Origin of the sequence: Winogradskyella costae, from assembly GCF_013403865.1 — a bacterium.
In the GTDB taxonomy this organism is placed as follows: Bacteria; Bacteroidota; Bacteroidia; order Flavobacteriales; family Flavobacteriaceae; genus Winogradskyella; species Winogradskyella costae.
In genome coordinates, this window is the sequence record NZ_JABFDK010000001.1 from 1,376,155 (window position 1) to 1,401,630 (window position 25,476).

The 25,476-nt window shown below is 32.8% G+C and carries 30 protein-coding genes; 4 read left to right on the plus strand and 26 right to left on the minus strand.

All coding sequences use genetic code 11. From position 1 onward, the window contains the following. Positions 1-8: 8 nt before the first annotated feature. Complete coding sequence (locus HM986_RS05875) at positions 9-1,352, plus strand: alkaline phosphatase family protein (protein WP_179334111.1); 1,344 nt, start codon at positions 9-11, stop codon at positions 1,350-1,352. An 88-nt stretch (positions 1,353-1,440) separates the two neighbouring features. On the opposite strand, the gene HM986_RS05880 is transcribed toward HM986_RS05875, so the two are convergent. Further along, the gene (locus tag HM986_RS05880; RefSeq protein WP_179334112.1) at positions 1,441-2,394 is read right to left on the minus strand and encodes an NAD-dependent epimerase/dehydratase family protein; all 954 of its coding nucleotides are present in this window, start codon (positions 2,392-2,394) and stop codon (positions 1,441-1,443) included. A 171-nt stretch (positions 2,395-2,565) separates the two neighbouring features. Between HM986_RS05880 and HM986_RS05885 the strand changes: the two genes are divergently transcribed. Beyond that, a complete protein-coding gene (locus tag HM986_RS05885) occupies positions 2,566-3,093 on the plus strand; it encodes a hypothetical protein (protein WP_179334113.1) in 528 nt (175 codons plus the stop codon). Between the two features lie 67 nt (positions 3,094-3,160). On the opposite strand, the gene HM986_RS05890 is transcribed toward HM986_RS05885, so the two are convergent. Further along, a complete protein-coding gene (locus tag HM986_RS05890) occupies positions 3,161-3,877 on the minus strand; it encodes a hypothetical protein (protein ID WP_179334114.1) in 717 nt (238 codons plus the stop codon). 94 nt (positions 3,878-3,971) lie between these two features. Next, entirely contained in the window at positions 3,972-4,781 is an 810-nt protein-coding gene (locus HM986_RS05895) for an NAD(P)H-binding protein (RefSeq protein WP_179334115.1), read from the minus strand. 119 nt (positions 4,782-4,900) lie between these two features. Here HM986_RS05895 and HM986_RS05900 point away from each other — a divergent pair, with 119 nt between their 5' ends. Then, on the plus strand, positions 4,901-5,386 hold the full coding sequence (locus HM986_RS05900) for a CBS domain-containing protein (protein ID WP_179334116.1): 486 nt from the start codon (positions 4,901-4,903) through the stop codon (positions 5,384-5,386). Positions 5,387-5,398: 12 nt separating this feature from the next. On the opposite strand, the gene HM986_RS05905 is transcribed toward HM986_RS05900, so the two are convergent. The 10 genes from HM986_RS05905 to HM986_RS05950 all read right to left on the minus strand — a co-directional run bounded on the left by HM986_RS05905 (position 5,399) and on the right by HM986_RS05950 (position 11,096). After that, positions 5,399-5,749 (minus strand): hypothetical protein, encoded by a 351-nt coding sequence (locus tag HM986_RS05905; RefSeq protein ID WP_179334117.1) that lies wholly within the window; start codon positions 5,747-5,749, stop codon positions 5,399-5,401. A 40-nt stretch (positions 5,750-5,789) separates the two neighbouring features. Beyond that, entirely contained in the window at positions 5,790-6,434 is a 645-nt protein-coding gene (locus tag HM986_RS05910; protein WP_179334118.1) for a spermidine synthase, read from the minus strand. Positions 6,435-6,451: 17 nt separating this feature from the next. Next, positions 6,452-6,736 (minus strand): hypothetical protein, encoded by a 285-nt coding sequence (locus tag HM986_RS05915; RefSeq protein WP_179334119.1) that lies wholly within the window; start codon positions 6,734-6,736, stop codon positions 6,452-6,454. A gap of 117 nt (positions 6,737-6,853) precedes the next feature. After that, positions 6,854-7,564: a DUF4488 domain-containing protein gene (locus HM986_RS05920; protein WP_179334120.1), complete on the minus strand. Its 711-nt coding sequence runs from the start codon at positions 7,562-7,564 to the stop codon at positions 6,854-6,856. Between the two features lie 252 nt (positions 7,565-7,816). Beyond that, positions 7,817-8,308 carry a hypothetical protein gene (locus HM986_RS05925; RefSeq protein ID WP_179334121.1) on the minus strand — a complete coding sequence of 164 codons (492 nt, stop codon included), beginning with the start codon at positions 8,306-8,308 and terminating at the stop codon, positions 7,817-7,819. A 57-nt stretch (positions 8,309-8,365) separates the two neighbouring features. Beyond that, the gene (locus HM986_RS05930) at positions 8,366-8,584 is read right to left on the minus strand and encodes a hypothetical protein (protein ID WP_179334122.1); all 219 of its coding nucleotides are present in this window, start codon (positions 8,582-8,584) and stop codon (positions 8,366-8,368) included. 154 nt (positions 8,585-8,738) lie between these two features. Next, a complete protein-coding gene (locus HM986_RS05935) occupies positions 8,739-9,341 on the minus strand; it encodes an STM3941 family protein (protein ID WP_179334123.1) in 603 nt (200 codons plus the stop codon). A 78-nt stretch (positions 9,342-9,419) separates the two neighbouring features. Further along, complete coding sequence (locus tag HM986_RS05940; protein WP_179334124.1) at positions 9,420-9,890, minus strand: hypothetical protein; 471 nt, start codon at positions 9,888-9,890, stop codon at positions 9,420-9,422. A gap of 140 nt (positions 9,891-10,030) precedes the next feature. Next, on the minus strand, positions 10,031-10,597 hold the full coding sequence (locus HM986_RS05945; protein WP_179334125.1) for a hypothetical protein: 567 nt from the start codon (positions 10,595-10,597) through the stop codon (positions 10,031-10,033). 67 nt (positions 10,598-10,664) lie between these two features. Then, positions 10,665-11,096: a hypothetical protein gene (locus tag HM986_RS05950; protein WP_179334126.1), complete on the minus strand. Its 432-nt coding sequence runs from the start codon at positions 11,094-11,096 to the stop codon at positions 10,665-10,667. Between the two features lie 240 nt (positions 11,097-11,336). Here HM986_RS05950 and HM986_RS05955 point away from each other — a divergent pair, with 240 nt between their 5' ends. Further along, positions 11,337-11,669 carry a single-stranded DNA-binding protein gene (locus tag HM986_RS05955; protein ID WP_020895056.1) on the plus strand — a complete coding sequence of 111 codons (333 nt, stop codon included), beginning with the start codon at positions 11,337-11,339 and terminating at the stop codon, positions 11,667-11,669. An 86-nt stretch (positions 11,670-11,755) separates the two neighbouring features. On the opposite strand, the gene HM986_RS05960 is transcribed toward HM986_RS05955, so the two are convergent. The 13 genes from HM986_RS05960 to metG form a co-directional block, all read right to left on the minus strand. Beyond that, positions 11,756-12,139, minus strand: coding sequence for a hypothetical protein (locus HM986_RS05960; protein ID WP_179334127.1), 384 nt, complete (start codon positions 12,137-12,139; stop codon positions 11,756-11,758). Between the two features lie 32 nt (positions 12,140-12,171). Next, entirely contained in the window at positions 12,172-12,720 is a 549-nt protein-coding gene (locus HM986_RS05965; protein ID WP_179334128.1) for a carboxymuconolactone decarboxylase family protein, read from the minus strand. A 147-nt stretch (positions 12,721-12,867) separates the two neighbouring features. After that, positions 12,868-13,020, minus strand: coding sequence for a hypothetical protein (locus HM986_RS05970; protein WP_179334129.1), 153 nt, complete (start codon positions 13,018-13,020; stop codon positions 12,868-12,870). A 90-nt stretch (positions 13,021-13,110) separates the two neighbouring features. Next, the gene (locus HM986_RS05975) at positions 13,111-13,953 is read right to left on the minus strand and encodes a helix-turn-helix domain-containing protein (RefSeq protein WP_179334130.1); all 843 of its coding nucleotides are present in this window, start codon (positions 13,951-13,953) and stop codon (positions 13,111-13,113) included. Positions 13,954-14,082: 129 nt separating this feature from the next. Continuing rightward, a complete protein-coding gene (locus HM986_RS05980) occupies positions 14,083-15,387 on the minus strand; it encodes a T9SS type A sorting domain-containing protein (protein ID WP_179334131.1) in 1,305 nt (434 codons plus the stop codon). Positions 15,388-15,828: 441 nt separating this feature from the next. Beyond that, a complete protein-coding gene (locus HM986_RS05985; RefSeq protein ID WP_179334132.1) occupies positions 15,829-16,533 on the minus strand; it encodes a cupin domain-containing protein in 705 nt (234 codons plus the stop codon). A gap of 216 nt (positions 16,534-16,749) precedes the next feature. Continuing rightward, positions 16,750-17,268 carry a ferritin gene (locus HM986_RS05990; protein WP_020895048.1) on the minus strand — a complete coding sequence of 173 codons (519 nt, stop codon included), beginning with the start codon at positions 17,266-17,268 and terminating at the stop codon, positions 16,750-16,752. 73 nt (positions 17,269-17,341) lie between these two features. Further along, a complete protein-coding gene (locus tag HM986_RS05995) occupies positions 17,342-18,244 on the minus strand; it encodes a histone deacetylase family protein (RefSeq protein WP_179334133.1) in 903 nt (300 codons plus the stop codon). Further along, positions 18,245-20,362: a Tex family protein gene (locus HM986_RS06000; RefSeq protein ID WP_179334409.1), complete on the minus strand. Its 2,118-nt coding sequence runs from the start codon at positions 20,360-20,362 to the stop codon at positions 18,245-18,247. It abuts the gene before it with no gap. Between the two features lie 88 nt (positions 20,363-20,450). Beyond that, a complete protein-coding gene (locus tag HM986_RS06005; RefSeq protein ID WP_179334134.1) occupies positions 20,451-21,158 on the minus strand; it encodes an OmpA family protein in 708 nt (235 codons plus the stop codon). Between the two features lie 94 nt (positions 21,159-21,252). Further along, positions 21,253-21,723, minus strand: a complete 471-nt coding sequence (locus HM986_RS06010; RefSeq protein WP_179334135.1) for a lipocalin family protein — start codon at positions 21,721-21,723, stop codon at positions 21,253-21,255. A 94-nt stretch (positions 21,724-21,817) separates the two neighbouring features. Beyond that, a complete protein-coding gene (locus tag HM986_RS06015; protein WP_179334136.1) occupies positions 21,818-23,251 on the minus strand; it encodes a hypothetical protein in 1,434 nt (477 codons plus the stop codon). Position 23,252: 1 nt separating this feature from the next. Then, positions 23,253-25,334: a methionine--tRNA ligase gene (metG, locus tag HM986_RS06020; protein ID WP_179334137.1), complete on the minus strand. Its 2,082-nt coding sequence runs from the start codon at positions 25,332-25,334 to the stop codon at positions 23,253-23,255. Positions 25,335-25,476 lie beyond the last annotated feature (142 nt).

Below are 25,476 nucleotides of genomic sequence, written 5' to 3' on the forward strand. Positions count from 1 at the left end.
TTCTAAAAATGAAAAAGCAACTTAGATATATTTATTGCGTCATATTAACGTGTTTTGGATTGAACCTAATCGCTGCACAAGAGGCAAAGCACTTGGTTATAATTAGTATCGATGGTTTTAGGCCAGACTTCTATTTGGAAGACCACTGGCCAACTCCTAATATTAAGGATTTAGCTAACAATGGAATTGCTTCTCAAGGTGTCAATGGTATTTTCCCGACAGTGACCTACCCTTCACATACGACTTTAATTACTGGTGTAGGTCCAGACGAGCATGGGATATATTACAACACTAAAGTTTCGGAAGAAGGCACTACAGGGGACTGGTATTATGATTTTAAGTCCGTAAAAGCTAAAACCTTATGGGAAGCTGCAAAAAACGCTGGATTAAAAACAGCCTCTGTGTCTTGGCCCATTACTGTAAATGCACCGTTTATAGATTATAATATACCAGAAATATGGTCCTTTGATAACCCGAGAGACCGTCGTGGTGCTACTCAAAAATATGCAACACCTAAAGGTTTGTTTGAGGATGCCATAGCGAATGCTACAGGGAGTTTAGATGTAGACGATTATAACTTAAGTTCTTTAAGTATGGATCAAAATTTAGCTAGAATAGCAGGCTATATAATTAAAACTTATACCCCTAATTTATTAACAATTCATTTACCAAATACCGATGGTGCGCAGCATAGAAATGGACGTGACGGTGTTGGTGTCGAAAAGGCAATTGCTGGTGCAGACCAAGCTGTCAGTACTATAATGGATGCCTTAAAAAAAGCTAATATTTTAGAGCAAACCAATATTATTATCACTGGAGATCATGGTTTTTACACGGTACATTCTAGTATCGCTCCTAACCTATGGTTAAAGGAATTAGGGGTGTTAGATAAAGACACCTTCTTTATAAGTACAGGTGGTTCGGCATTCTTACATTTGAAGGATAAAAACGATAAAAAAACATTAGAAAAAATTGTAAATAAATTAGAAAATTTACCTTTTAGTGTCAAAAAAGCGTTCAGAATTATCTCAAGAGATGAGATGACTTCTAGAGGAGCTAATCCAGATGCTGTTTTGGCTTTATCTGCAAACGATGGTTTTAGTTTTAATAATGATAGAGAAGGGGATTTAATTAAAAGTGCGCATGGTGGTAAGCATGGTCAATTTCCTGACACTAAGAATATCCAAACGGGTTTTGTAGCTTTTGGACCTGATTTTAAAAAAGGTATCCTTTTTCCTGAAATCCAAATGGAAGATATTCCAACATTATCAACGTATTTACTTGGAGCTGAGTTAGAATCATCTAAAGGAATTGTCTATAAGAGTATGCTAAATAGTGATAGTACTGATTAATAATACCAATTATTAAATCTTTTATACTAAAAAAAGCAAGAGTTCGGTTTCTCTTGCTTTTTTTATGCGGTTATATTTTATTTTAATGTTATGACTGATACTTTTTCTTCAACTGCGTTAGCATTTCTGAAGTCATTTTTTTAAGATCAAAATCGTGCGACCAGTTCCAGTCCTTTCTTGCGATATTATCGTCTATAGACGATGGCCAACTATCTGCGATGGCTTGCCTAAAGTCTGGATTATAAGAAATTTTGAAATCTGGCATTTCGGCTTTAATACTTTCAGCAATCTCTTTTGGTGTAAAACTAATAGCCGATAAGTTGTACGAGGATCTTATAGTGACATCTTCAGGCGGTGCTGCCATAATTTGAGTGGTTGCTTTAATTGCATCATCCATAAACATCATAGGTAAATTGGTGTCTTCAGATAAAAAACTCTCGTATTTGCCTTCTTTTATGGCTTCGTGGTAAATTTCTACAGCATAATCTGTAGTACCACCACCTGGCATCGCTTTATGACTGATAATACCAGGATAACGTATGCTTCTTACATCTACTCCATATTTATCATGGTAATATTCGCACCAACGTTCGCCAACTTGTTTGGTAATACCGTAAACAGTTGTTGGTTCGCAAATGGTATGTTGAGGTGTGTTTTCTCTAGGAGTCGTTGGTCCAAAAACAGCAATACTACTCGGCCAGAATACTTTTTTAATTTGTCCGGATTTGGCTAAATTAAGTACATGAAACAATGAATTCATGTTTAAATCCCAGGCTTCCATTGGGTATTTTTCGCCAGTAGCACTAAGTAGAGCAGCCATAAGGTAAATGGTATCTACATTATGATTAATACAACAATCTTTAATGGCGTTAAAGTTTTTAGCATCTAAAATTACAAAAGGTCCGGCGTTTACCAATTCTAGTTTACGGGTGTTAATATCGCTAGCAATAACGTTATCTACACCATGGATTTCTCTTAACTTAGTGGTTAATTCTGTTCCTATTTGCCCACAGGCACCTATAATTAATATTTTTGAAGACATGTACTCTTTTTAAATTATCGCCAAAAGTAATAAGAATTAAGGCGCTGTAATATTAAAACTTTCAGAAAAAGAGGGTTTTAATTATGAATTACTCAACTTTGTTTCAAATGCACATACTAAAGCCTAAAAAAGGATAGTTTAGTATATTTACATTCAAATTAGAAAATACGTATGAAAACCAAATTTGTCCTTTTATGCTTATGTGGTGTTATGGTTATCAATTGTGGTGAAGATACCAATACCAACCAAGTTGTGGACACAACTGAGAACACAGAACAGAGTACAAAGATTACAGCTAAAACTATTGAAAACATCGGATATGAGGATTATGCGCTTAGTAGCGAGAGTGAAAGTGAGGTTGTAACCTGGGAGCGCTATCATGAATTAGCCACACAAATTAGTTATTTAAAAAAGGCTGATTTTTCTTTTTTTAACGGTGATATAGAACTCTTAAAAACTTTTATTAGTGAGTTTAAAGTACAAATGCCAGATCAATTGAGAGTTAATCCTATCTTATCTCGAATGGCTATTGTAGAAACTGAGCTTTTAAAGCTGAATGAAAACTTAACGTTAGATAATATTAAACGAAACGAAAAATTATTAAGTATTAAGGCGCTGTTTGTATCTTTTTCTAATCTTAATTATCAGATTAATGAAAAATTTGAAAGCGAATTTTACGATAAAATTCAACCAGAATAAAATATAGAATCACAAAAAATGCAGCTCATTGAGCTGCATTTTTTTTCTTATTTAATGTTGTGGCTCCTTAGCCTTTTTTCTCAGCTGCAGCTTGTTGTGCACGTTGCGCTTTTTGAGCCTCTAGAGCTTCTCTGCTAATCTTTGCTAAATTGAAATTAGGATCAATAGACAATGCATCGTTCATTAACTTTAAGGCTTCATCCATATTAGCCGTTTTATTTTCTGTAAATCTTAGAAGGCCTTTTAAATACAATAAAGCAGCTTTCATAGATGTTTCATAAGGTTGTTGCTTTTCATAAAAAGCACGTTTCATATCGTCCGTTACATTAGCCAAGGCGTAATCTATTTTTAATCTTGCTCCAGCCAAATCATTCGTCTGAATTTTCATGTCAGCCATTTCATAAGCTAAATACACATTTGGATCGCGTTCATAAAGCACTTCAAAATGCTCTAATGACATTGCGACTTGATTAATATTTTTTAATGCTAAAGCCTTTACTTCAACATTCATATCAGAATCAGTTGCGTTTTTTTCTACACCAATAGTATTTAAAGCTTGCATATATTGCCCTTCAGATAAATAGATGTATGCTAAAGTGTCTTTGCGCGCAACAGAAGGCTCTAAAATATCGAGATGCGTCATAGCATTAATCACACCTTGCTTATCGCCTTGTTTTTTCATTTGGACATAATACGCTTCAAAATGTTCTTTTAACTCTGCATTGGTTTGTGCAAACATGCTTACTGAGAATAACATAAGAATTGCAATTGTAATCGTCTTCATTTGTTCTTTAGTTTATTGTTCTTGAAAAATTTTAACTTTAAAGTGATAAATCTATAAAAATTAAACAGAAATGGTCTTAAAAATCTATTAATTTCTATGGAGCTATTTTAAAGGTGTAATTCAATAGCTGCATCGTTAATTTAGATTCTATAATTTTTCCTTTGCTTTTATCTTCAGTATTAAAACTTGGTAGTGCTAAATTCTTAAGTTGACATTGGTTTATATAATAGTCTTTTTTGCTAGGATGTAGGGGATAGGCTGCGTTTAATACCACATTCCAAAGATCATTTTTTAGAATAGTTTTTATAATACCAATAGCATCTGTTTTATGAATTAAATTAATAGGAGCCTCAGGATCTGAAACATCGGCCTTTCCAGATAAAAATTTAGCAGGATGACGTGTCTCTCCTATTAAACCACCAAACCGTAAAATTGTAGTATTGAAATTTGAATTGGCTTGTAGCATATGTTCAATTTCAATCAGCTGTTTGCTACTATCAGAGGTAGCGTTTGGCGTCGTTGCTGCTGTGATAATTGGAAAATTATCTTCATTCTCAAATACCGAAGTAGAACTTATATATAATACATTTTTTATAGCATGTGCTTCAATTTGCTGTATTAAAAGCCGAAGCTCTGCCACATGATTTTTATTGGGGTTTTTTCTTAATCCAGGTGGGATATTAATAATTATGGTATCGCTTCCTGTTAAAAATTTAGAGTAAGACCCTGAAATTGCCGTTTCATTCAAAATTATTAAAAACGGATGAATTTGATGATTTTCTAATACGTCTAATTTTTCTTTAGTAGTTGTAGTGCCATTAACGGTATAGTTATCTTTAACTAATTCTTTAGCTAAAGACAGCCCTAGCCAGCCACAACCTATGATGCTTATTTGTGTTTTCAAGATAAAAAATTATAGAGGTTAAAAGTACGGAATATATAGTCTTTAATATTTCGATTTTTTTAAATGGTTAATTTTCAGTATTTTTAAGATTAACTCTAATCTTAAAAAATCAAAACGTTATGGCTATAAAAAGTTTTCAAGGAGCTCGTAAGCAGCAAAATGCTAATGAGCCTACACAATTAAAAGTGAGGGATTATATGAGTACAAAACTCATAACGTTTAAACCAGAACAAACCGTACAAGAGGTTGTAGAGGCATTAATTAGAAATAAGATTTCTGGTGGTCCTGTGGTTAATGATAAACAGGAATTGATTGGTATTATTTCTGAGGGAGATTGTTTAAAGCAACTGAGTGAGAGTCGGTATTATAATATGCCTTTAGCGCACGATAATGTAGAGTTACGTATGGCAAGAGATGTTGAAACTATTGATGGTAATATGGATGTGTTTGATGCAGCTAACAAGTTTTTGCAATCCAAAAGACGTCGTTTTCCTATTGTTGAAAACGGAAAATTAGTTGGACAGATCAGTCAGAAGGATATTTTAATTGCAGCTTTAGAGTTGAAAGGCGAGAATTGGAATAGTACAACTAAGAGAGGGTCTTAAGGGTTGATGTAATTAGTCGTCGCGCTTTACCAAAGCATAATATTCTCCTTCGAGAGGTAAGTAGCCTTGGTCATATATAAAGTAATAAACCGTGCCTGCTTTGGTGGTGTATGTGCTCGTAAAATAATTAAAATCGAAGCCTTTCTCTACTAATTTTGCTCGAGAGCATTTCATTTTCTTATTAGGGTTGAGCGCTTCTAAAATTCTGTAATTTTTTCGTAATCGGTTATTGGTGTTTCTAATGAGGTTTTTAGAATCTTTGTTTAACCTGTTGTTTTGCGTATTCCTACAGCCATCACTACAGTATTTTTTATCTATTCTGCCAACGATGACGTCACCACATTCTGGACATTTTTTTCGCATAACTTCATATTAAGTACCTACAATATACTAAATTATAACGTTATAAAGAACTGGTAATGATAATGGTATTAGTATCGTTTACTTTTTTGTAAATGTCTACTTTATAAACTTTTGTTTTAAGGTAGTCTACTAAGTTTTCAACTTTAACCATGTCAGATTCTTTTACTGAAGCATTGAAAAGTAATGATCCTTTTAATGATTTTGAACGGAGTACAAAATCCCAGAATTCGGTACTTAGAAATTTGTCTGGTACGGAAAGATCGATGTAAAGATCTACGATAATGAGATCAAATGGTGTAGTGTTTGCTTTAACAAATTGGAAAGCATCTGCGCAGTGAATTTTGAGATGTTGGTTTTCAATGATTCCAAATTCTGACTTGGCGATATCTATAATAACAGGGTCTAATTCAACAGCTTCAATAGTGTTACTATAATTAAAATCTTTTCTAAGTGTCTTTATGACACTTCCGCCTCCCATACCTAAAACTAATATGGAATTCACATTAGCAAGTTCTGTTCTTTCTAATCCATATTTTAAAATACGTTGTAATGAGCCGTAACTGTAATTAGCATTTTCTGAATTGAGATGTTTTTTGCCGTTGTACCACGTAATTTCTAGCGTTCCGCTGTATTTAGAATCAATGGTTTTTGTAACAGGGTAAATGTAACTGAGCAGTTGCTTCATAGTTACTAAAGGTAGGCTTATTTTGATATGTTAGGCTGCTGCTCTTCTTTATTTTTGTTGTATTTGGTGTAGTTAATCTTTTTCTTTTCTAGGATGGCATAAAATTTTCGTGGAGATATTTTTAAATCTTTAGTAACTTCACTTACCTTTTTCTTTCCTTTTTTATAGAGTTTTAAATTGTCATTTACTTTTTTATTAAAGTAATAGTCTTTAAGTTTTTCAACAACTTGCAGCTCCGTTAAATTAGATGCACTAGCGTAGTTTTCTATTTCTGCTTTTATGTTTGTTAAATTATTTTTCATGAGGGCTATTTTAGGAATGTAAAATTTATTTAAGGTTTACGAAATTAAAGAATAAATACTAGTTCTGCCAATTCATAAGGAAGAGAAGGGAATAGAACAACTATCTGCTTTGTTTAATTACACCCGTAAGCTCCAAATTTCGTGTATAGGATCTCCTTTGCTTGAAAATCCAGTATGAATCCATTCCCCATCTAATAGCTTAAAGTTAAACTCTAAAGACATGCCGACTCTAGAATCATCTTTTGAGAAGAACTCAATGTTTTCTGTATACACTCCATTTATGGTAGTGTAGGTTCCGCCTCCTGTGCCCATAAATTGTTTTGTTTCGGTGTTATAAGCAATCCATTGAAAACGTGTGCCAGACAATATTTTCATTGTTTTTCTTGGTCTATTGGTATCGCGTGTTTCTGTTTTTCCATCTCTTACTCTGCCAGACATTAACCACGATCCTTGTAATTTTCCCGGAGCACCATTGTCTATTCGATTAAATTTTAACTTACTATCAGGGATTTCTAATGTATTATCTGTAATACTAATTTTAAAGCTTACTTCAGTGCCAACGACTTCAGAGTTATCGGTGTCGAATTCTGTTGTTTTTGCTAACATATCTCCTTTTAGAATCCACGATCCACCGTTGCTACCAATAAACGTTCCGGTGGTCGCATTATACGTGGTTAGTACTTGATAGCCCTCAGTAAAAATAACCACGGTTTTTAACTGGTCTCCATTTTCTGCAGTTGCGAAGTTTTCCCAAGCGCCAATGATACTTTGAGCTTCAACTCCAAAAGAGATTAATGTGCAAATGAGTAATACTATTATGTTTTTCATGATTCTAAATTTTATGACGTGTTAAGAGCATTCTGTCTAGCCTTTTTAAGAGTCTCTTAGCTACGTGTTAAGTGGGGTAGCAGTTACACCTTAAATTTAGCAAATAAAAATTGAATAAAAAATCACATACTAAGATACACGTGTTTTTAGTACATTCAACGTTGAAATCAGAATCCTTTGCTGCAAATTTCGTTTAAGCTTAGATATAATTTTACAGTGTTATATACTGAGCAAGTTCTGAATAGTACTCTTTTATGTTTTTACGGTTTTTAATTTATAAATGTCAAAAATATTTTCATTTAAATTAATTTCCTTCAGGAGTTGATACGAGAGAATATTTTCAGGATCTATTTTTCTAAAGTCTTCTTCTGTAACTATTTTGTCATCAATTATATATATAGCTTGCGAATTGTCGCCTGCATGTAAATAAGTGAATTTTCTTATTATTATAATTCCATTATATGCGACTTCCCCGAATAACTTACTAAAACTTTCAGATTCTTTTTCTGCGTAACTAATTGAATTGGAGTTGATTTTTTGATATACGGGCAAAGATAAATCTAAATTAGAAACTGTGTTTAAAGGCTCGCCATCTAATATTATCAAAGGATCTTTATTGACTAATCCTTGTGTAGATAAATTTTCAATATATGCTATAAGACTTGTGGAATTATCAGTGCTTATCTTTTTTGTTTTACAAGCAAATAGTAATACGATTATTAGTGTGTAAAGTATATGTTTCATAATAATCGCAAATTCACTTTTGTTAGGTTTAAATCTGAAGGCGCATTGAAATCAGGCTTAAATTTTCTGCTTTTTTTGTTTACGTAAGCTATTCTTTAGGCCTATGGAACCAATAATAATCAAAACTATTAATGCACCACTGATTATATAATTGTTTAGACCGTAGGCATCAAAGTCAGTTTTTCCTAAATAAGAAATTAATAGAATTAAAGGAACTATAATTAATAATATGGCTGCATTTTTTTGTGATTTTACTTTATTTACCTCTTTAGTCATATGTAGTTTATTTAATTAATGCTGACGTGTTTAGTTGCACAGTTAAGTGACTAATTTAATAATAATTACTAAATTTAAAAGCTATGAGTTGTTTTTTTTCTATTTGCATTTTGACAAGAAAAAAACCAAAATTAGAATTCCAAACTGTGTACTTTTAATCAATAAGTTCATTTGATGTCAAATTGTCGACAACGTTTTTATTTTTCCTTTTTTTCAATTTTTCCGAAATAATTGTTTCTAATTCAGATGATTTTATTTTCAGAGTATGTGATGTTATTGTTAAAGGTGTTCCATACATTCTGTTATTTGTTTTCATAGCTTCTTTTGAAATTATATTTGTTGAACGTTCAATATATTTTTCAGGATTGCTTGTGTTTATAATTAACATTTTAGGTGATGAAACAGTGAAAAAGTATTCATAAACAGGAATTTTGACCTGAATAGTTTCAATACCCGTAATATCATCCCAATCTATTAATCCGATACTTGTTGCGTTTGAGTAATCAAAAATTCCCTTATCATTTATTTTCAAACCTGCTTTTTTGGTAAATAATCTTTCAGCAATAAAAAATGACCCTAGCCCAAAAAATAAAACACTTAATACTCCAATAATAGTAAGAAATTCCCCTGAATGTTGATTATTAATAGATTTATTAGAATCGATTATCATATAAATGCCACCAACAATAAAAGCTAAACTGAAAATTAGCATTACTACTAATTTTGTTTTGCTTAAGCGTATGATTATATCTTCCATTTATGTTATTTTGGTCAAATGTTCTAAGATACGATTGTTTATCAGTTAGTTGTATGGTTTTGGTGTCTCATTTAGGAATTAATTGCAGTACCATTTAATCAAATTATTTTGCTCTTCGCTAAACCATTTGTTGCCATTTTTATAAATTGTTAGCGTGGCATGAATTGGTTTATAATCAACAAAGTCACATTCTGTAAAGATGACTTTTATAGGCTTCAAATAATTCAGCTTCAGATTTTCTAATGTGTCAATATTTGAAAAATACTCACTCCAGAAATTTAATAAAAATGCCGACCACTCATAAATTAGGTCGATTCTATTTTTGCTTTTTGCCTCGTCTATAATTAAACGTCCTAATTCATAAGGATTTATTTCTTTATAATCAATATTGCTATCGACTTCGCTCTTTTCAAAATTTCCAGCATCAAATTCATACAATTCTGGAATATTCTCAAAATTCCATATCATCTGTTTTTTGCTTTCAACATCAAGTTTTGAATCTTTAATAAATGCAATGCTACTTTTTAAAAGCGCGTCTATTTCCCACATTCCTAAATGTCTTATTTTAATATTGTTTCGTTAATTTACGATTTTTGGTGTCTACATTTTGTTTAGAAATCAAAAATTATGCTTAAACTTTCTAAAAAGGCAGGTAGCAATTAATTATATATGTTGTTGGTAGCTACTTTTTATTTTCTATTCATTATTTTTTTTATTTGTTCTTGAGTTAAATCTAAAATTTCAGAGTGTGAATCAGAGCGTATAAACACAAATTTTTTATCAGGCATAATAGCAATTGAACTTCCACAAACACAACGTTCTTTAAATAATAAATTGAATAGTTGTTTTGTACTATCAATATATATATTATTGTTCCACTTTTTAATTTTGTTGAAATTATTCCCTGGTTCTCTGAAGTTATAAATAGAAATATTCGGTCTAGTAAATAATTCATTTTGAACTCTTTCATTGTAATTTTTCACAAAATCCATTATGTAGTCTTTATTTTTATTATCCAATAAATTCCAACAAGTTTCGTTATTATAGTCATATTTAATGATTATTGTATCTTTCAATTTAGAGGCTATAGAATTTGTTAAAAACTGTTTCAGTTGAAAAAAGTCAGAATCATTCAACTGCCCTGCATAATTTCTTTCTTCATTTTCAAAACGGTAAAGTTTCGAAGTTGATACACAATTTAGCGTAATTGTCAATATCATTATTAGTAGGACGAAATGTAAAAAATATTTTTTCATAGAATTAATTTCAGAATAGCTACCAACGTGTTTTTATATGGTTTGTTGCGGTGTTGGCAACTGGCTTTTATTTTATTATTTCCAATTCGTTAATATTTATTTTAAGTTTTACAGTCTGTCGATTTTTGTAAATCCCGTATTCTATTTTTATTTCTTTTTCATATTCATCTTCGACAGTCCATTCTACAATCTTTGGATTATACATAGGTCCGATTTCGAAAAGATTTTGAACCGGCTTTTCGTCAATTTCAGAAACAGCAATTAGCAAATTATATGAAACTTCCGAATTCGGGAATGCTGCGCTTCCAGTTCCGTTGTCACTTATAAATATTTTTACAAATAAAAAGTTGTCTTTACTCGCTTCAATTAATTCAGAATTATTCAGGATTTTAATGAGCTGAGAGTTGTCAGATTTTTCTATTTTTAACTCATCTTGTCCTAAAGATATTTGTGTGAAACACATAGTTAAAATCATTGTCAAAGTTAGAATATTTCTCATTTAGTTCGTTTTTTTAACTTGTTGACAACTCACGTATATGCGTACACTAATTAGTTTTACATAAAAATACAATAAAACCCTGTATCATCTACAATTAACCATTTACAAACGAAAACAATTAATTACAAACGTATGTAAGTGGGTAACTACCGAATAGTATTTGGAGGCTGCCACATCTTTGCAGTGTCGAAACATTAGAACTCGATAGTATTAACTGTTTAACCATTAAAATTAGAAATTATGAACACACTTAAAAACAAAGTACAGTTGATTGGTAACTTAGGACAAGACCCAGAAATCACCAATTTTGAATCCGGAAAAATCTTAGCAAAATTCTCTATCGCAACGAATGAAAGTTATAAAAATGCGCAAGGTGAAAAGGTTACGGATACACAATGGCATAATGTTGTAGCTTGGGGAAAAACAGCTCAGATTGTAGAAAAATTTATTACAAAAGGTAAAGAAGTGGCTATAGAAGGGAAGCTAACCTCTCGATCTTGGGAAGATAAAGATGGTATGAAACGTTATATTACAGAAGTCGTTTGTAGTGAACTCTTAATGCTAGGTAAATAATGTGATGTGCTTATTAGATAAAAGAAAAAAGAGCAACCTAACGGGTTGCTCTTTTTAAGTTAAAATACAGATTACTTTAATGAAATCTATTCAACGGTCAGTGTATATTGAGGTGTGTGATTTAAAGGACAGAAATACACATACTCTCCCTTAGCCAAGGTCGTTACATTACTAAATTCCTTAGTGTTATTTTCAACAGCCTTGGTGACATAAGCCGTTTTAATATGATTTTCTGGTTTAGAAGCGTCTTTTCCTTTAGGTACCAATACAAAACCAACTTGTTTACCAACATTGTTATTGGCAATTTCAAAAATATAATCACCTTCTGTTAAGGTTAATGCTTTTTGAGTAAATACTCCTTTAGTTTGTTCTAAAGTCACTGTTGTCGCTTTAGTTGTCATGCTGTCTTGTGCATTTCCTGTTAATGTAAAGGTTAATGCGATCGCGATAATTGCTACAATTTTTTTCATCTTTTTTAAATTTTATGGGATATGATTATTAATTAAATAGTTTCTAATTCTAAAGGTGGTGCTACAGGGAAATCTACTGGTACTTGCGTTGTGCTGTGTATGTAGTTAGAGATGGTTTTATCACCAACTAAAGAAATGGTGTCTATTAAATTTCCTTTCGTATAACCTGCATTAAAGTAGTTTTCTAATACATCTTGGTCTGTTTTACCTCTATTTTCGGTAATGTTTTTAGCTAATTTTGCTAAAGCGTCAAATTTTTCGTTTACAGTAGAAAAACCAGCTCTTAATTCTAAGATTTGTGCATCTGTAAAGCCGTTCATTTTTCCAATAGCAGTATGTGCAGAAAGACAATATATACAGTCGTTTACCTGACTAACAGCCAGATTTACAACTTCTTTTTCTTTAGCAGATAAGGAGGTTTTAGCATTGGCAAATGTTAAGTAATTTTCTAAAGCAGTGTCACTGTTTGCGTAGGTTGCATATAAGTTAGGTACAAAACCTAGGGCCTTATTTAGGTTATCGAATATCGCTTGATTATTAGCGCTAACGTCTTCTCTTTTTAAAATATTAAATGTGCTCATGTTTTTAATTTTTTTATTCTGATTTGATACAGAATTATTATTAGTAATTATTTTGAATTTTTTGTTGGTACAAAGTTGCGTTATATCACAGCGCTAAAGAATGCTTGTTATTTCTTTTGGCATGTCATTTTTTCCCTTGTTGTTAATTTAGCTTATAAATGGCTTTTCGGCATCACAGTAATAATCATGAATATGTTTTTCCTCACAATACGATTCTGTGTTAATGTTGTTTACTATTTTTTTTGGACTGTTTGTAAATATCTCTATGAGATTAAATATGGATTTGATTTTTAGTGTCATCTTGTTATTGTTTTAATATTACAATGCAAAGATGCGAGAGAAGTGGGTACTTTAAAATGAAGAATTTGCCCTACGGCATGTCAATTTTTCCTAACTAGTAGTTTTTAGGCGTTTTTTGTAATCTGAAGGCGACATCGAGGTGCTCTTTTTAAACAAACGACTTAAATGTGAAGCGTCTTCAAAGCCGATATCGTAAGCAATTTCTTTTGCTGTTTTATCGGTGTAGACTAATTGACGTTGTGTTTCTAATACAATACGGTTGTGTATAATTTGTAATGGACTTCTGTTTAGTTTCGCGAAATTATTAGATAAGGTTTTTGGTGATTTAAATAGTTTTTCTGCGTAGAACGCCACACCGTGTTCTGTTTTAAAATGTTGTTCCACTAAAAAATTAAATTCGCGTAATAAATCTACTTTAGAACTTTTAGGAGATTCTGTAATGCCTTCTTTAGCTTTTAATAAACGTGTACTCTTTATGATAAATCTTGACATTAGCATTCTAAGCATTTCCGCTTGTATGTTGTCTTCAGTTTCTAATTCATCTATAAAAACCTCGTGAAGCGTATCATATTTTTGTTGTTCAGCTTTATCTAAATGAATAATTGGAATATTAGTATTTCCAAAAAAGAGAATACCAACACAACTCACTTCTTGATCGTGATCTTTAATGCAGTAAAACTCACTATTAAATTGATACATTATTATGTCATTACCTCCATTGTATTGCAGGTACTGAATAGGTGTTAATGCTAATATACTATACGAAGGAACCGTAAAAGGTACGCTGTCAATAGTTAAATCGATAGCTTCAGATTTTGCCCAAATAAACGTGTATAACTCACATTGTTTAGCTGTTTCAAAGGAACGTAAATCAGTTTCATTTCCAATATTGAAAATGGCGTTTGTAGAAAATTCTTTAAAAGTGTGAGTCATACTAATAAGTCTAATAAGTAGCTAAAAAATTACAAATGACAAAAATTATTTATGAAGCGTTCTAAATAAAATATAAAAAAAGCAAATAAAGAACAACGCAATAGTCGTTGTTTTAGATTACATATACAGTTAATATTTTATAACTTTTTTAATAATGCTAGAACCAGTGTTTTCATTGCTAATTTTAATGAAATAAAGTGCGTCCTCAAGTTGCTCTAAATTAGAAATTGTAAGTTTACCGTTACTGATTTTTTGAGTTATTTTTAGTATTTGTCTACCGTTTAAATCTGTAATATCTATACTAAATGTATCGGAGCTGTGTGCGTCTAATAGAATATCTATAGATGAATTAAAAGGATTTGGGCTTACTTTTATTGTGCTTAAATTGAAATTATCAACAGAAAGTGTTCCTCCGCAAATACCCCAGCCCATATCTTCCATAAACCCAAGTGTTACCAATCCAGGATTATGAATAGCTTCTCCAAGACCAATAGAAGGAGTCATTAATGAATTAGGGTGTCCAGGTGGATATGTGCCTTCGTCCCAATGACTATAACTTGAACCGCGCCTGTAAACCGTAGGAGCATATGTTGATGGCTTAACACCTCCATTTTGTGCTGTAGTTATGGGGCCATTGCTAAAAAGATTATTACCTGTAATCTCTGATAGCAACTCGGCTGACGGATCCTCAAAAGTGGTCAGAGCTGTAGGAGTACCGTTCTCAATAAAATTATCCCATATACCAATAAATCCTTGTACTCTTAGCAAGCCTTGTGTTGGATCGTCTGGATCATCTACATTGCCAAACCCTAATATTCCTAATCCATGGCCAAGCTCATGCAAAACTACAGAAACAAAATCCACGTGGTTGATGGGGGTGTTACCATCTAAACCAAAATAAAAATTTGCTGTGCTACTAAAGGTTGCTTGGATGTCTGTTGAGGTTTCTTCTCCAAAATTAGTTAATTCTTCTCCAGCTAATTTTTCTGCTAAAGCAATAGGAAAAGCAATATTAGAAGGAAGGCCGTCTACCGAAATAGTACTAAAGCTTGTTGGGCCAGCACCTCCTAAAACTCCTTCGTCTAATTCTCCGAAATTTGCAGAAACTCTAATGGGTACAGACGATTCAATAGAATTTGACCAAATATCTACTGCAAACTGAAATGCAGCTTGAGCTTCAGGAGTAAAACCATTATAATCAACTATAAACGTTGCGCAGTTTTCACTACCCCTAGCCATTTTTTGAAGTATGTTAGTCGGTGGCTTTATTGATGATGTCTTAGCATTTATAACTGGATAGTATTTACAAACATCCCAGTCTACAGGAATAATGGTCCTGTCTGTTTCTTGGTTCTGTCCGTAAATGGATAAGGAAGAAACCAATGAGATACTAAGATAAATAAGGATGAATTTACGAAAATAGAGTGATCTCATCGGATAAGAATTATGTTAGAATTTGTAAATATAATTTACTTAGTCTACAAATTTTATAATTCCTTAAATACAAACCTGTTTATTTTATAATTAAATTATAATTTATAAAACTCTAAATAAAAATTAAGATGAATAGAGGTTAAGCCACCTTCTTTAGTAAATCAAAACAAGGACATTTTTTACAACGTTTGTTTTCGGCTTTTTTATATTTTTTGCAGCACTTGGTTTTTACTTTTCCAAGTGTCTCGAAGCCAGAGGTCTCAAGAACTTTAATACGTTCCTTTTTTAGCTTTTTATTTTTCTTCTTTTTGCCCATTGCATAAAAAATCAATAGTACAAAAATAACTATTTATATTTAATCTAAATAAAATTTAACATTTAGGTGTTGTGCCTTGAACAATTAGATGCAACATTGACTGCTAGATAGCTCATCATTATTGTTTAATTCATTTTAGGATCAGATCTCAAAACGCCAGAATTTGTATGTACATTTCCAACCTCAGTAATAACAACTCCTTCTGGTCCTGCCATTTGCCAATGAGGTGATTCAGCCTTAACTAGTGAAGCAAAATCTCCTTCGTTAGCTTCAATAATATGATTGGTCGTTACTTTGCCTTCCCAGTGGTTTTGCGGAACTACCACTTGTGGAAATTGATCACGATTATTTTCTCCGACACCCACGATGTAGCTTTTTCCATGTCTTACTAGCCAACCTTCCATTTTTACAGGGTTGCCCTCTGCGGCAAAGTGCATATGCTCACCTAACATTTGGCCTGGTAGAAGAAAGATGTCCATTAACATGTATTTGTCTTCTTCGTTATTTACGAACATTATAGATGCTAATCCTAATTCGGCATAGTTACCTTGATTATAATCGGTGAGCCAAATTTTTTCACGTAAACCATCAAAAATGGGATAATTATGATATGCAAGCATTTCCATTAAAGCGTCTTTTGCCTTTTCCTCTAAAAATTGGCCTTCAGCATCATAAAATTGCTCGTTAGTAAATTTTATTCCCTTTTTAAGATCTTTTTTAACTTCTGTTGTGGGATTTGTGATTTTGTTTTTTTCGGTGTTATTATTATTAGCACAGCTATTGCAAAGCACAACAATAATTAAGATATTTAAGAGAAATAATTTTTTCATAAAACACTATTTTATATTTAAAGTATGATACCGTAGTATTAAATATAGTATAAGTAAATAGGTCTTTATAGCAGTTGTTTTAATTTATAATCCGATTTTGAGAATCGACATTATTTGTTCGGCTATATTTTTAATCTATGAAAATATTAAGTAAAAAAAAGTGTTTTTGATAATGCATCGGTACCGTTTTAATTTGCAAAAACACCTTTTTAAAATTTAGATAGCAGGACCTTGAGCTGCTGAGTTTACTGTGAGTTGTTGGATATCTCTATCAAATAAATATAAACCACCTTTGTCATCTCCAATCATTTTTACTTTATCAAGGATGGTTCTGGCAGTAGCTTCTTCTTCTATTTGTTCTGAAACATACCATTGCAAGAAATTGTGTGTAGCATAATCTTTTTCTTGGAGCGAGATGTGAACCAAATCGTTTATGCTCTCGGATACAAAGATTTCATGTTCTAAAAGTTTTTCAAACATTTCTTTATAAGATGAAAACGTTACACTTGGTGCGTTTAGTTCAGATATATGTGCATGTCCACCGCGCTCGTTTACAAATTTCACAAGTTTTAGCATGTGTGTGCGCTCTTCATCCGACTGATCGTACATAAAATTAGAAATACCTTCTAATCCTTTTACTTCAGCCCAAATTGCCATGGCTAAATAGGCCTGAGATGACTCTGCTTCGATTCTTATTTGCTTATTTAATGCGGCTTCAATAGTTTTTGATAACATAGTTGTGGTGTTTTAAACAAATATAAGAATAGTTAATCCGATGGTAAAATAATTATGAGAAATCGCTTTTGAACTAAAAGTAAACCTCTTGCGCTAGTCTAAACGTGTTAGCGTGTGCATTTACTATTGTTTTGATGTCGGGAGAATAACCACCTCCCATACTGCACATTACAGGAATTTCATTTAATTTACATTGTTCTAAAACAAAACGGTCTCTAGCTTTACAGCCTTCAACGGTTAAACTTAATTTTCCTAATTTATCGGTTTCAATAACATCAACTCCAGATAAATAATAGATAAAATCGGGCTGCTGTTGTGTGATGAGTTTTGGTAATGTGTTTTTTAAAAGGTTTAAATAGTTAGAATCGTCAGTATCATTTTCTAAAGCGATGTCTAAATCACTAGTTTCCTTTTTAAAAGGATAATTGCTTTTACCATGCATTGAAAAAGTGAAAACGGAATCATCATTCTGAAAAATTTCTGCCGTTCCATTGCCTTGATGTACATCTAAATCTACAATTAAAATCTTTTTAGCGAACCCTTTACTTTGAAGATATCGCGCAGCAATGGCTTGGTCATTTAGTAAACAAAATGCTTCGCCACGATTGGTAAATGCATGATGTGTGCCACCTGCAATATTCATGGCAATGCCGTGTTGTAAAGCAAATTCACTTGCTTTAATTGTGCCATCTGCAATTAATATTTCTCGGTGCACTAAGGCCCTACTTAACGGAAACCCTATTTTTCGGGCGGCGCGCTGATTTAGAGTGATATTAATTAAATCATAATAATATTCAGGGTCATGAACGGCAACAATATACTTGTCATTAGGTTTTTCTGGTTGAAAGAAATTAGCTTGTGTACAGGTGCCTTCGTGCAAAAGTTGTTGAGGTAATAATTCATATTTTTCCATAGGAAACCGATGCCCTAATGGAAGTGGATGTTTATATATGGGATGAAAAGCTATTTTGAGCATTTATTTATGAAGCTTTAATTGAATCCGTTTTCTTGCTACATCTACCTCTAAAACCTTCACGATTATTTGCTGATGCAAATACACATGTTCATTAACATCTTTTACAAAGCTATCCGATAAATTGGACACATGAATAAGGCCACTTTCTTTAATCCCAACATCTACAAAACACCCAAAATTGGTGATATTGTTAACGATACCAGGTAGTAATTGTCCTTCGTGTAAATCAGTTATGGTTTTTATGTTTTGATTGAATGTAAATACTTTGGCTGTTTCTCGAATATCTAGACCTGGTTTTTCAAGCTCTTTAATCATATCTTGAAGCGTGGGCAAACCCACTGTTTCTGTGTAATATTTTTTTAAATCTATATTTTGAAGAATAGTTTTATTTCCAATTAAATCTTGAAGTGAAACTCCTTCATCTTTAGCCATTTTTTCAACTATCTTATAAGTTTCAGGATGTACGGAAGAGTTGTCTAATGGATTTTTTGCATCACGAATCCTTAAGAAACCAGCCGCTTGTTCGTAAGCTTTTCCACCTAATCGGGGTACTTTTTTAATATCGTTTCTCGACTTAAATGCTCCGTTTTCATTTCTGTAATTAAAGATGTTTTCTGCTAATTTTGGTCCAATTCCTGAAACCGAACTGAGTAGTGGTGTACTCGCGGTGTTAATATTAACTCCAACGGCATTTACACAATTTTCAACCACAACATCGAGTTGTTTTTGAAGCTTTGCCTGATCTACATCGTGCTGGTATTGCCCAACTCCAATAGATTTAGCGTCAATTTTCACCAATTCTGCTAACGGGTCTTGTAAACGTCGTCCAATAGAAACCGAACCACGAACGGTAACATCATAATTTGGGAATTCTTCACGTGCAATCGGTGAAGCTGAATAAATACTTGCGCCAGCCTCACTTACAACAAATACTTGGATATCATTTTTAAACTGAATTTTTCGAATCAAAGCTTCGGTTTCTCGTGATGCCGTTCCATTACCTATAGCAATGGCTTCAATTTGATAGGCTTCAACTAAAGAGGAAATCTTTTTTATGGCACCGATACTATCGTTTTTTGGGGCATGTGGATAGATGTTTTCATTGTGTTTTAAAGCACCTTGTGCATCTAAGCAAACAACTTTACAGCCACTTCTAAAACCAGGATCGATCGCTAAAACTCGTTTTTCTCCAATAGGAGAGCCTAATAACAATTGTTTTAAGTTTTTGGCAAAGACAGTTATGGCAGATTCGTCTGCTTTTTCTTTGGCATTACTCAGGGCTTCGTTGCTTAACGACGGAAATAATAGACGTTTATAAGCATCTGAAATCGCTAGCTCTATTTGGTCTGCGCAAGCATTTTGGCTTTGTATGATTCTATTATCAATGCGTTCTAAAACTCTAACAGCATCAACTTCAATTTTTACACGGATAAAGCCTTCGCTTTCTGCTCTTAAAATGGCTAATAATCTATGTGAAGGAATTCGTGATAGGGATTCAGACCAATCAAAGTAGTCTCGGAATTTTTGCGCTTTTTCGTCTGTAGATTTAGACTTAATTACTTTGGTAATGATTTGAGCATGTCGTTCTAATTCGTTTCGTAAACTATTCCTAATATCAGTGCGTTCATTAATCCATTCGGCAATGATATGTCTGGCTCCTTCTAAAGCATCTTCAACAGAGGTAACACCTCCTTTAATATATTTAAACGCAATAGCTTCGATATCATTTGCCTTTTGGCTCATTATGATTTTAGCCAAAGGTTCCAAACCATTTTTACGAGCTGTTTCGGCTTTTGTTTTTCGTTTTTTCTTGAAAGGTAAATAGAGATCTTCAAGCGTTATTACGTCTTCAGTGTTTTCAATCTTTTGTTTTAGGTCTTCGGTTAAAACGTCTTGTTCTTCCAAAGCTTTTATAATGGCTGTTTTTCGTTTTTCTAAAGCTTCAAATAATTCTTTGTATTTAACAATGTCTCCAATTTGTACTTCATCTAAATTTCCTGTAGCTTCTTTCCTGTATCGTGAAATGAAAGGAATAGTACAGTCTTCATTTAATAATTGAATCGTACTTTTTATGTTTTTTTCTGCTAATTGTGTGTGTTGAACTATATATTTTATCATCATAAAAAAGACCTTATAAATTTAAAATTATAAGGTCTGTAATATATTTAACTCTGATGTAATTGCCGAATAGTTTTAGCAAAAGTTATTAATTAGAGCCAGCTTCTACTTTTGCATCATTTACCATCGTTTCATTAGGAACAATCGCAATATTTACACGTCTGTTTTTAGAACGTCCGTCTGCTGTTGTATTATCGTACATTGGTTGTTCTTCACCAAACCAATGGGTTGTGAAACGTGCGGTGCCTAAGCCTTTACCTGTTAAATAATTAGTTACAGCTTCGGCTCTGTTTTTAGATAGTGTCATATTGTAAGCATCATTACCAGAACTATCTGTATGACCAACAACAAGAATATTTGTATCTGGGTATTCGGTAAATACACTTGCTAATTTGTTTAAGGTTTCTTGAGACTTTGCGTTGATGTTATATTTTTCTGTATCAAAATAAACACCACTTTGCTCGTCGAAGGTCAGTACTATACCATCATCAACGCGCTCCACAGTTGCGCCAGGAATTTCGCTTTCAATTTCTTGAGCTTGTTTATCCATTTTGTTTCCGATGAGTACACCAGCACCACCGCCAACAACTCCTCCGATAACCGCGCCTAATTCTCCTTTGCCACCTTTACCAACGTTGTTTCCAATGATGGCACCAAGTAGGGCTCCACCAGCAGCTCCAATGGCCGCTCCTTTTTGTTTATTGTTTGCATTGTCTACAGCCTTACAGCTAGTCATTAATACTAAGAGTAATGATAAGGTAATGGCTAAACTCGATTTATAATTTAATAATTTCATATGTTTTTATTTAATGTTTTTTAATGATCACATGCTGTTCGTTTTTAATCATCCCCTTTAAGTAATGACATTTTGAACATACTCGTTTTATAATTTAAAATTTTGTAAAATTCATAGTAATGGTGATGGGCCTTCCATCTAAAGTTACTAGTTGTTCCCATTGCATGGTAGTTTCAGAAAGTGATGTGAGTTCTAGTCTAAACCCTGCATTAGTTTCAGATTTACCTTTTTCGTTTGTAGGTTTTAATAGAAAATCATAAAGACCTGTATTCTCATCAACTTCGTCTATTGTAAACGTAAAATACCGTTGTTCTGTATCGCAGCTAGACCCTGAAAGTGTATAGGTTCCCGTGTTGTTATTAGGTACAAATTGCCATGTGCTGTTCTCAAAGCAAGTTTTTTCGGCATCACTAAGAAGTGTGATTTTTAAATCTCCAATGGCTGAAGATTTTATAGAGTTTAATGTCCAGTCTCCTTTAATCGTTTTCTTAGATTGACGAACAGTTTTTGAAGTTCCGCAAGCTAAAAAGCAAACTGTTAAACATAATAGTGCTATTTTTTTCATTGTCTTTTTGTAATGTTTCAATTCAAAATTACTTAAAGAGTAGGTAGTGGCTTGCTTGTAAAGAAAAAATTATTGATGCAATCGAAAATCTCGATTAGAATTTTATAAGATTATATTCACTCTCTTTGAGATTGAAAGCGCCAAAATAGAGTTCGTTATTGTAGTAGAAAATATCTTCTGCCGTAAGATATGGCTTGTCTTCTTTGTGTTTAGTTATCTTATCAAAACTATTTTCTTTGATTTCTCCTTTAACATGTTTAAAATTTAGATCTAAGATAGTATTGAAAAACGTTGACTTAGTTACGGTATAAAAATTATAATTATGGAATGTAGGGTTGAAAGAAGTAAAGCCAGCGCTAGTCATTGCGGGAGTGCTTACTATAGGGCTAATTCCGCTAGTATTTATTTCTTGATAGCCTCCTAAAGTAATATAGTATAATTCATTCAAAAAGTGAACATTAATACCAAGGTTGCCTGCAGATATTTTTCTTAAGTATTTAGATGTCTGTTCAAATTTTCTTGTATTTATAAAAGGTATTGCGGTGGCTCCTTCTTGAATTATTGGTGAGTTTTTAAAATTGATAGTCATGTCTCTATTAACATAATAATCGTTGATAAGGTTGCCATCAAAATCTTTAATCTCAAAAACCATTTCGTCTTTTGAACTTGCAATTTGATATATGTTTTTTTGAAAAACATAGGAGTTAAACTTTTTAAAGCTTTCATTAACTCTTGATTTTGGATACGGGTATGTTTTTACTTTTAAATCTAATTCGTCTAAATTTATGGTGTAAAAAATTGTAGCGTCTTCATTTGTATCAAAAGTGAGATAGAGGGTTTCTTTATCTTGATACAATTTGTTGGTGCTGGAAGCGCGTTCTATAGAACTTGGTGTTCTAGGGTCAATTTTGGTAATATTACGAGACTCATATCCGGATAAAATAAATGAACCTATGGCATATTTACTGCTAATAAGTGAGGAGTCCTCAATTATTTCTTCCAAAATAAAAGTTTTAATAACGTTAAACGAATCATTTGGGTCTAATTGTCTTATAGTTAATGTAGATGTATTGTCTCCGCTTAAAATATACAACTCGTTGTTGTAATTTATAGCATCTAAAAATACCTCGCCTTTATTAAGATTTAAATCTATTTCGGTGGAATAACTTGTTTTAGAATTAAAGTCTAATTGTAGAATAGCGAATTTGCTATGGTTGTTATTTGTATAAAGAACGTGGTAGGTATTGCTGTCAACCCTATAGCCAAGAACTTCGTTGTATTTAGATTTAATATTTGAAGTTTCAAACTGTTGAACTTCTTTAAATTCAGAATTAAATAGGTATGCAGCAATAATTTTGCGCTCCATTATAATAAGCGCTAAGTCATTATTTTTTTTGTTTGTTAAGGTGTATGAATCTTTACTAGTCCTCCTAGATAAATCTTCGTTTTTAAAAGACAATACCAGTTCTTGGCTCGGTAAATTGAAAGTCAATAATAAGACAAGAATTTGTATATATCTTTTTGTCATATTAGCTTATTTGAAGCCCGTTATTTACGCCATGAGTACCTGTATTGAGCGCCGTTGAAGTATCTGGATTTACAAACACCAAATTACCATCTTTATCTTCCGTCATTAAAATCATGCCCTGACTCTCAACTCCTCGTAAGGCTCTGGGTGCTAAATTTACTAAAACCGTAACACGTTTGCCTATAACATCTTCAGGAGAAAAGCTTTCGGCAATACCAGAAACGATAGTTCTTGTATCAATACCAGTATCTACTTTTAAGACTAAAAGCTTTTTTGTTTTTGGCATTTTTTCAGCTTCTAAAATTGTACCAACGCGTAAATCTAGTTTGGTGAAATCATCAAAGGTAATTTCATCCTTTTGAGGTTCTGTTACCTTCTTTTCAGCTTCATTAGCTTTTTTGCTTGCCTCTAATTTTTGTAATTGTTCTTCGATTTGTGAATCTTCAATTTTAGAGAATAATAATTCTCCTTTTCCTATTTGATGTGCTGCCTGAATTAAAATATCTTTAGTTGACACGTCTTCCCATCCGTTGTCATTCGAATTTAAAATACCTTTTAATTTAGTTGAAGTAAATGGTAAGAAAGGTTCTGATAAAACAGCTAATGCAGAAGCAATCTGTAAGGCAATAAACATTACTGTTTTGGTACGTGCTTCGTCTGTTTTAAATGTTTTCCAAGGTTCTTCATCAGCTAAATACTTATTTCCTAGTCGTGCTAAGTTCATCAATTCCTGACTCGCTTCTCTAAAACGGTAACGCTCAATAGAACTCGAAATCACAGCAGGATACGCTTTTACAGCTGCTAAAGTTTCTTCGTCAATAGTAGAATAGTCTGATGGTGCCGGAATAATGCCGTCGTAATATTTATTCGTTAAAACCACGACACGATTAATGAAGTTTCCGAAGATAGCCACCAACTCATTGTTGTTTCTAGCTTGAAAATCTTTCCAAGTAAAATCGTTGTCCTTTGTCTCTGGTGCATTCGCTGTTAAAGCATAGCGCAATACATCTTGCTGGTTTGGAAAATCTATTAGGTAGTCTGGTAACCAAACCGCCCAGTTTTTAGAGGTCGATAATTTCTGACCTTCTAAGTTTAAAAACTCATTAGCAGGAACGTTTTCTGGTAAAATGTAAGAGCCTTCTGCTTTTAACATGGAAGGGAAAATGATACAGTGAAATACAATATTATCTTTTCCTATAAAATGCACCAATTTAGTGTCTTCGTCTTTCCAATAATCTTCCCAGTTTTTACCTTCTCGAGCTGCCCATTCTTTGGTTGCTGAGATGTAACCGATAGGAGCATCGAACCAAACGTAAAGCACTTTACCTTCGCCACCATCTACTGGAACAGGGATTCCCCAATCTAAATCTCTAGTTACGGCACGTGGACGTAAACCATCATCGATCCAAGATTTTACCTGACCGTAAACGTTAGGTTTCCAGTCTTTTTTATGCCCTTTTAAAATCCACTCGCGTAGAAAATCTTCGTGTTTATTTAAAGGTAAAAACCAATGTTTAGTTTCTTTTAAAGAAGGTACATTTCCTGTTATTGCCGATTTAGGGTTTATTAAATCTGTAGCATTTAAACTCGATCCACAGCTTTCACACTGATCTCCATAAGCTTCTTCGTTGCCACATTTAGGACACGTTCCTGTTACAAAACGATCTGCTAAAAACTGATTAGCCTCAGCATCGTATAATTGTTCTGTAACTTCTTCTACAAATTCGTTTTTGTCATAAAGGGTTTTAAAAAACTCTTGAGCCGTATCATGATGAATTTGAGCGGTAGTACGCGAGTAATTATCGAATGATATACCAAAATCTAAAAAGGACTGCTTAATAATAGCATGATATTTATCCACAATATCTTGTGGAGTGACTCCTTCTTTTTTCGCTTTGATGGTAATCGGCACACCGTGCTCATCACTTCCGCAAATAAAAGCAACATCATTGCCCGTTAGTCTTAAGTATCTAGAATAAATATCTGCAGGCACATAAACACCAGCTAAATGTCCAATATGAATTGGCCCGTTTGTATATGGTAATGCTGCTGTTATGGTATATCTTTTCGACATAGTTTTCATTTTTTTGAAAGCCACAAAAGTACGTAATATATAAGGGACTTAGAAAAAAAATGTACTTTTACCAAAAGCACTATTTATGACTTTTAGACATCACTTAATGTATCTTGTTTTCGTTTTAATTTTTATTTCACAATCCGAAGTA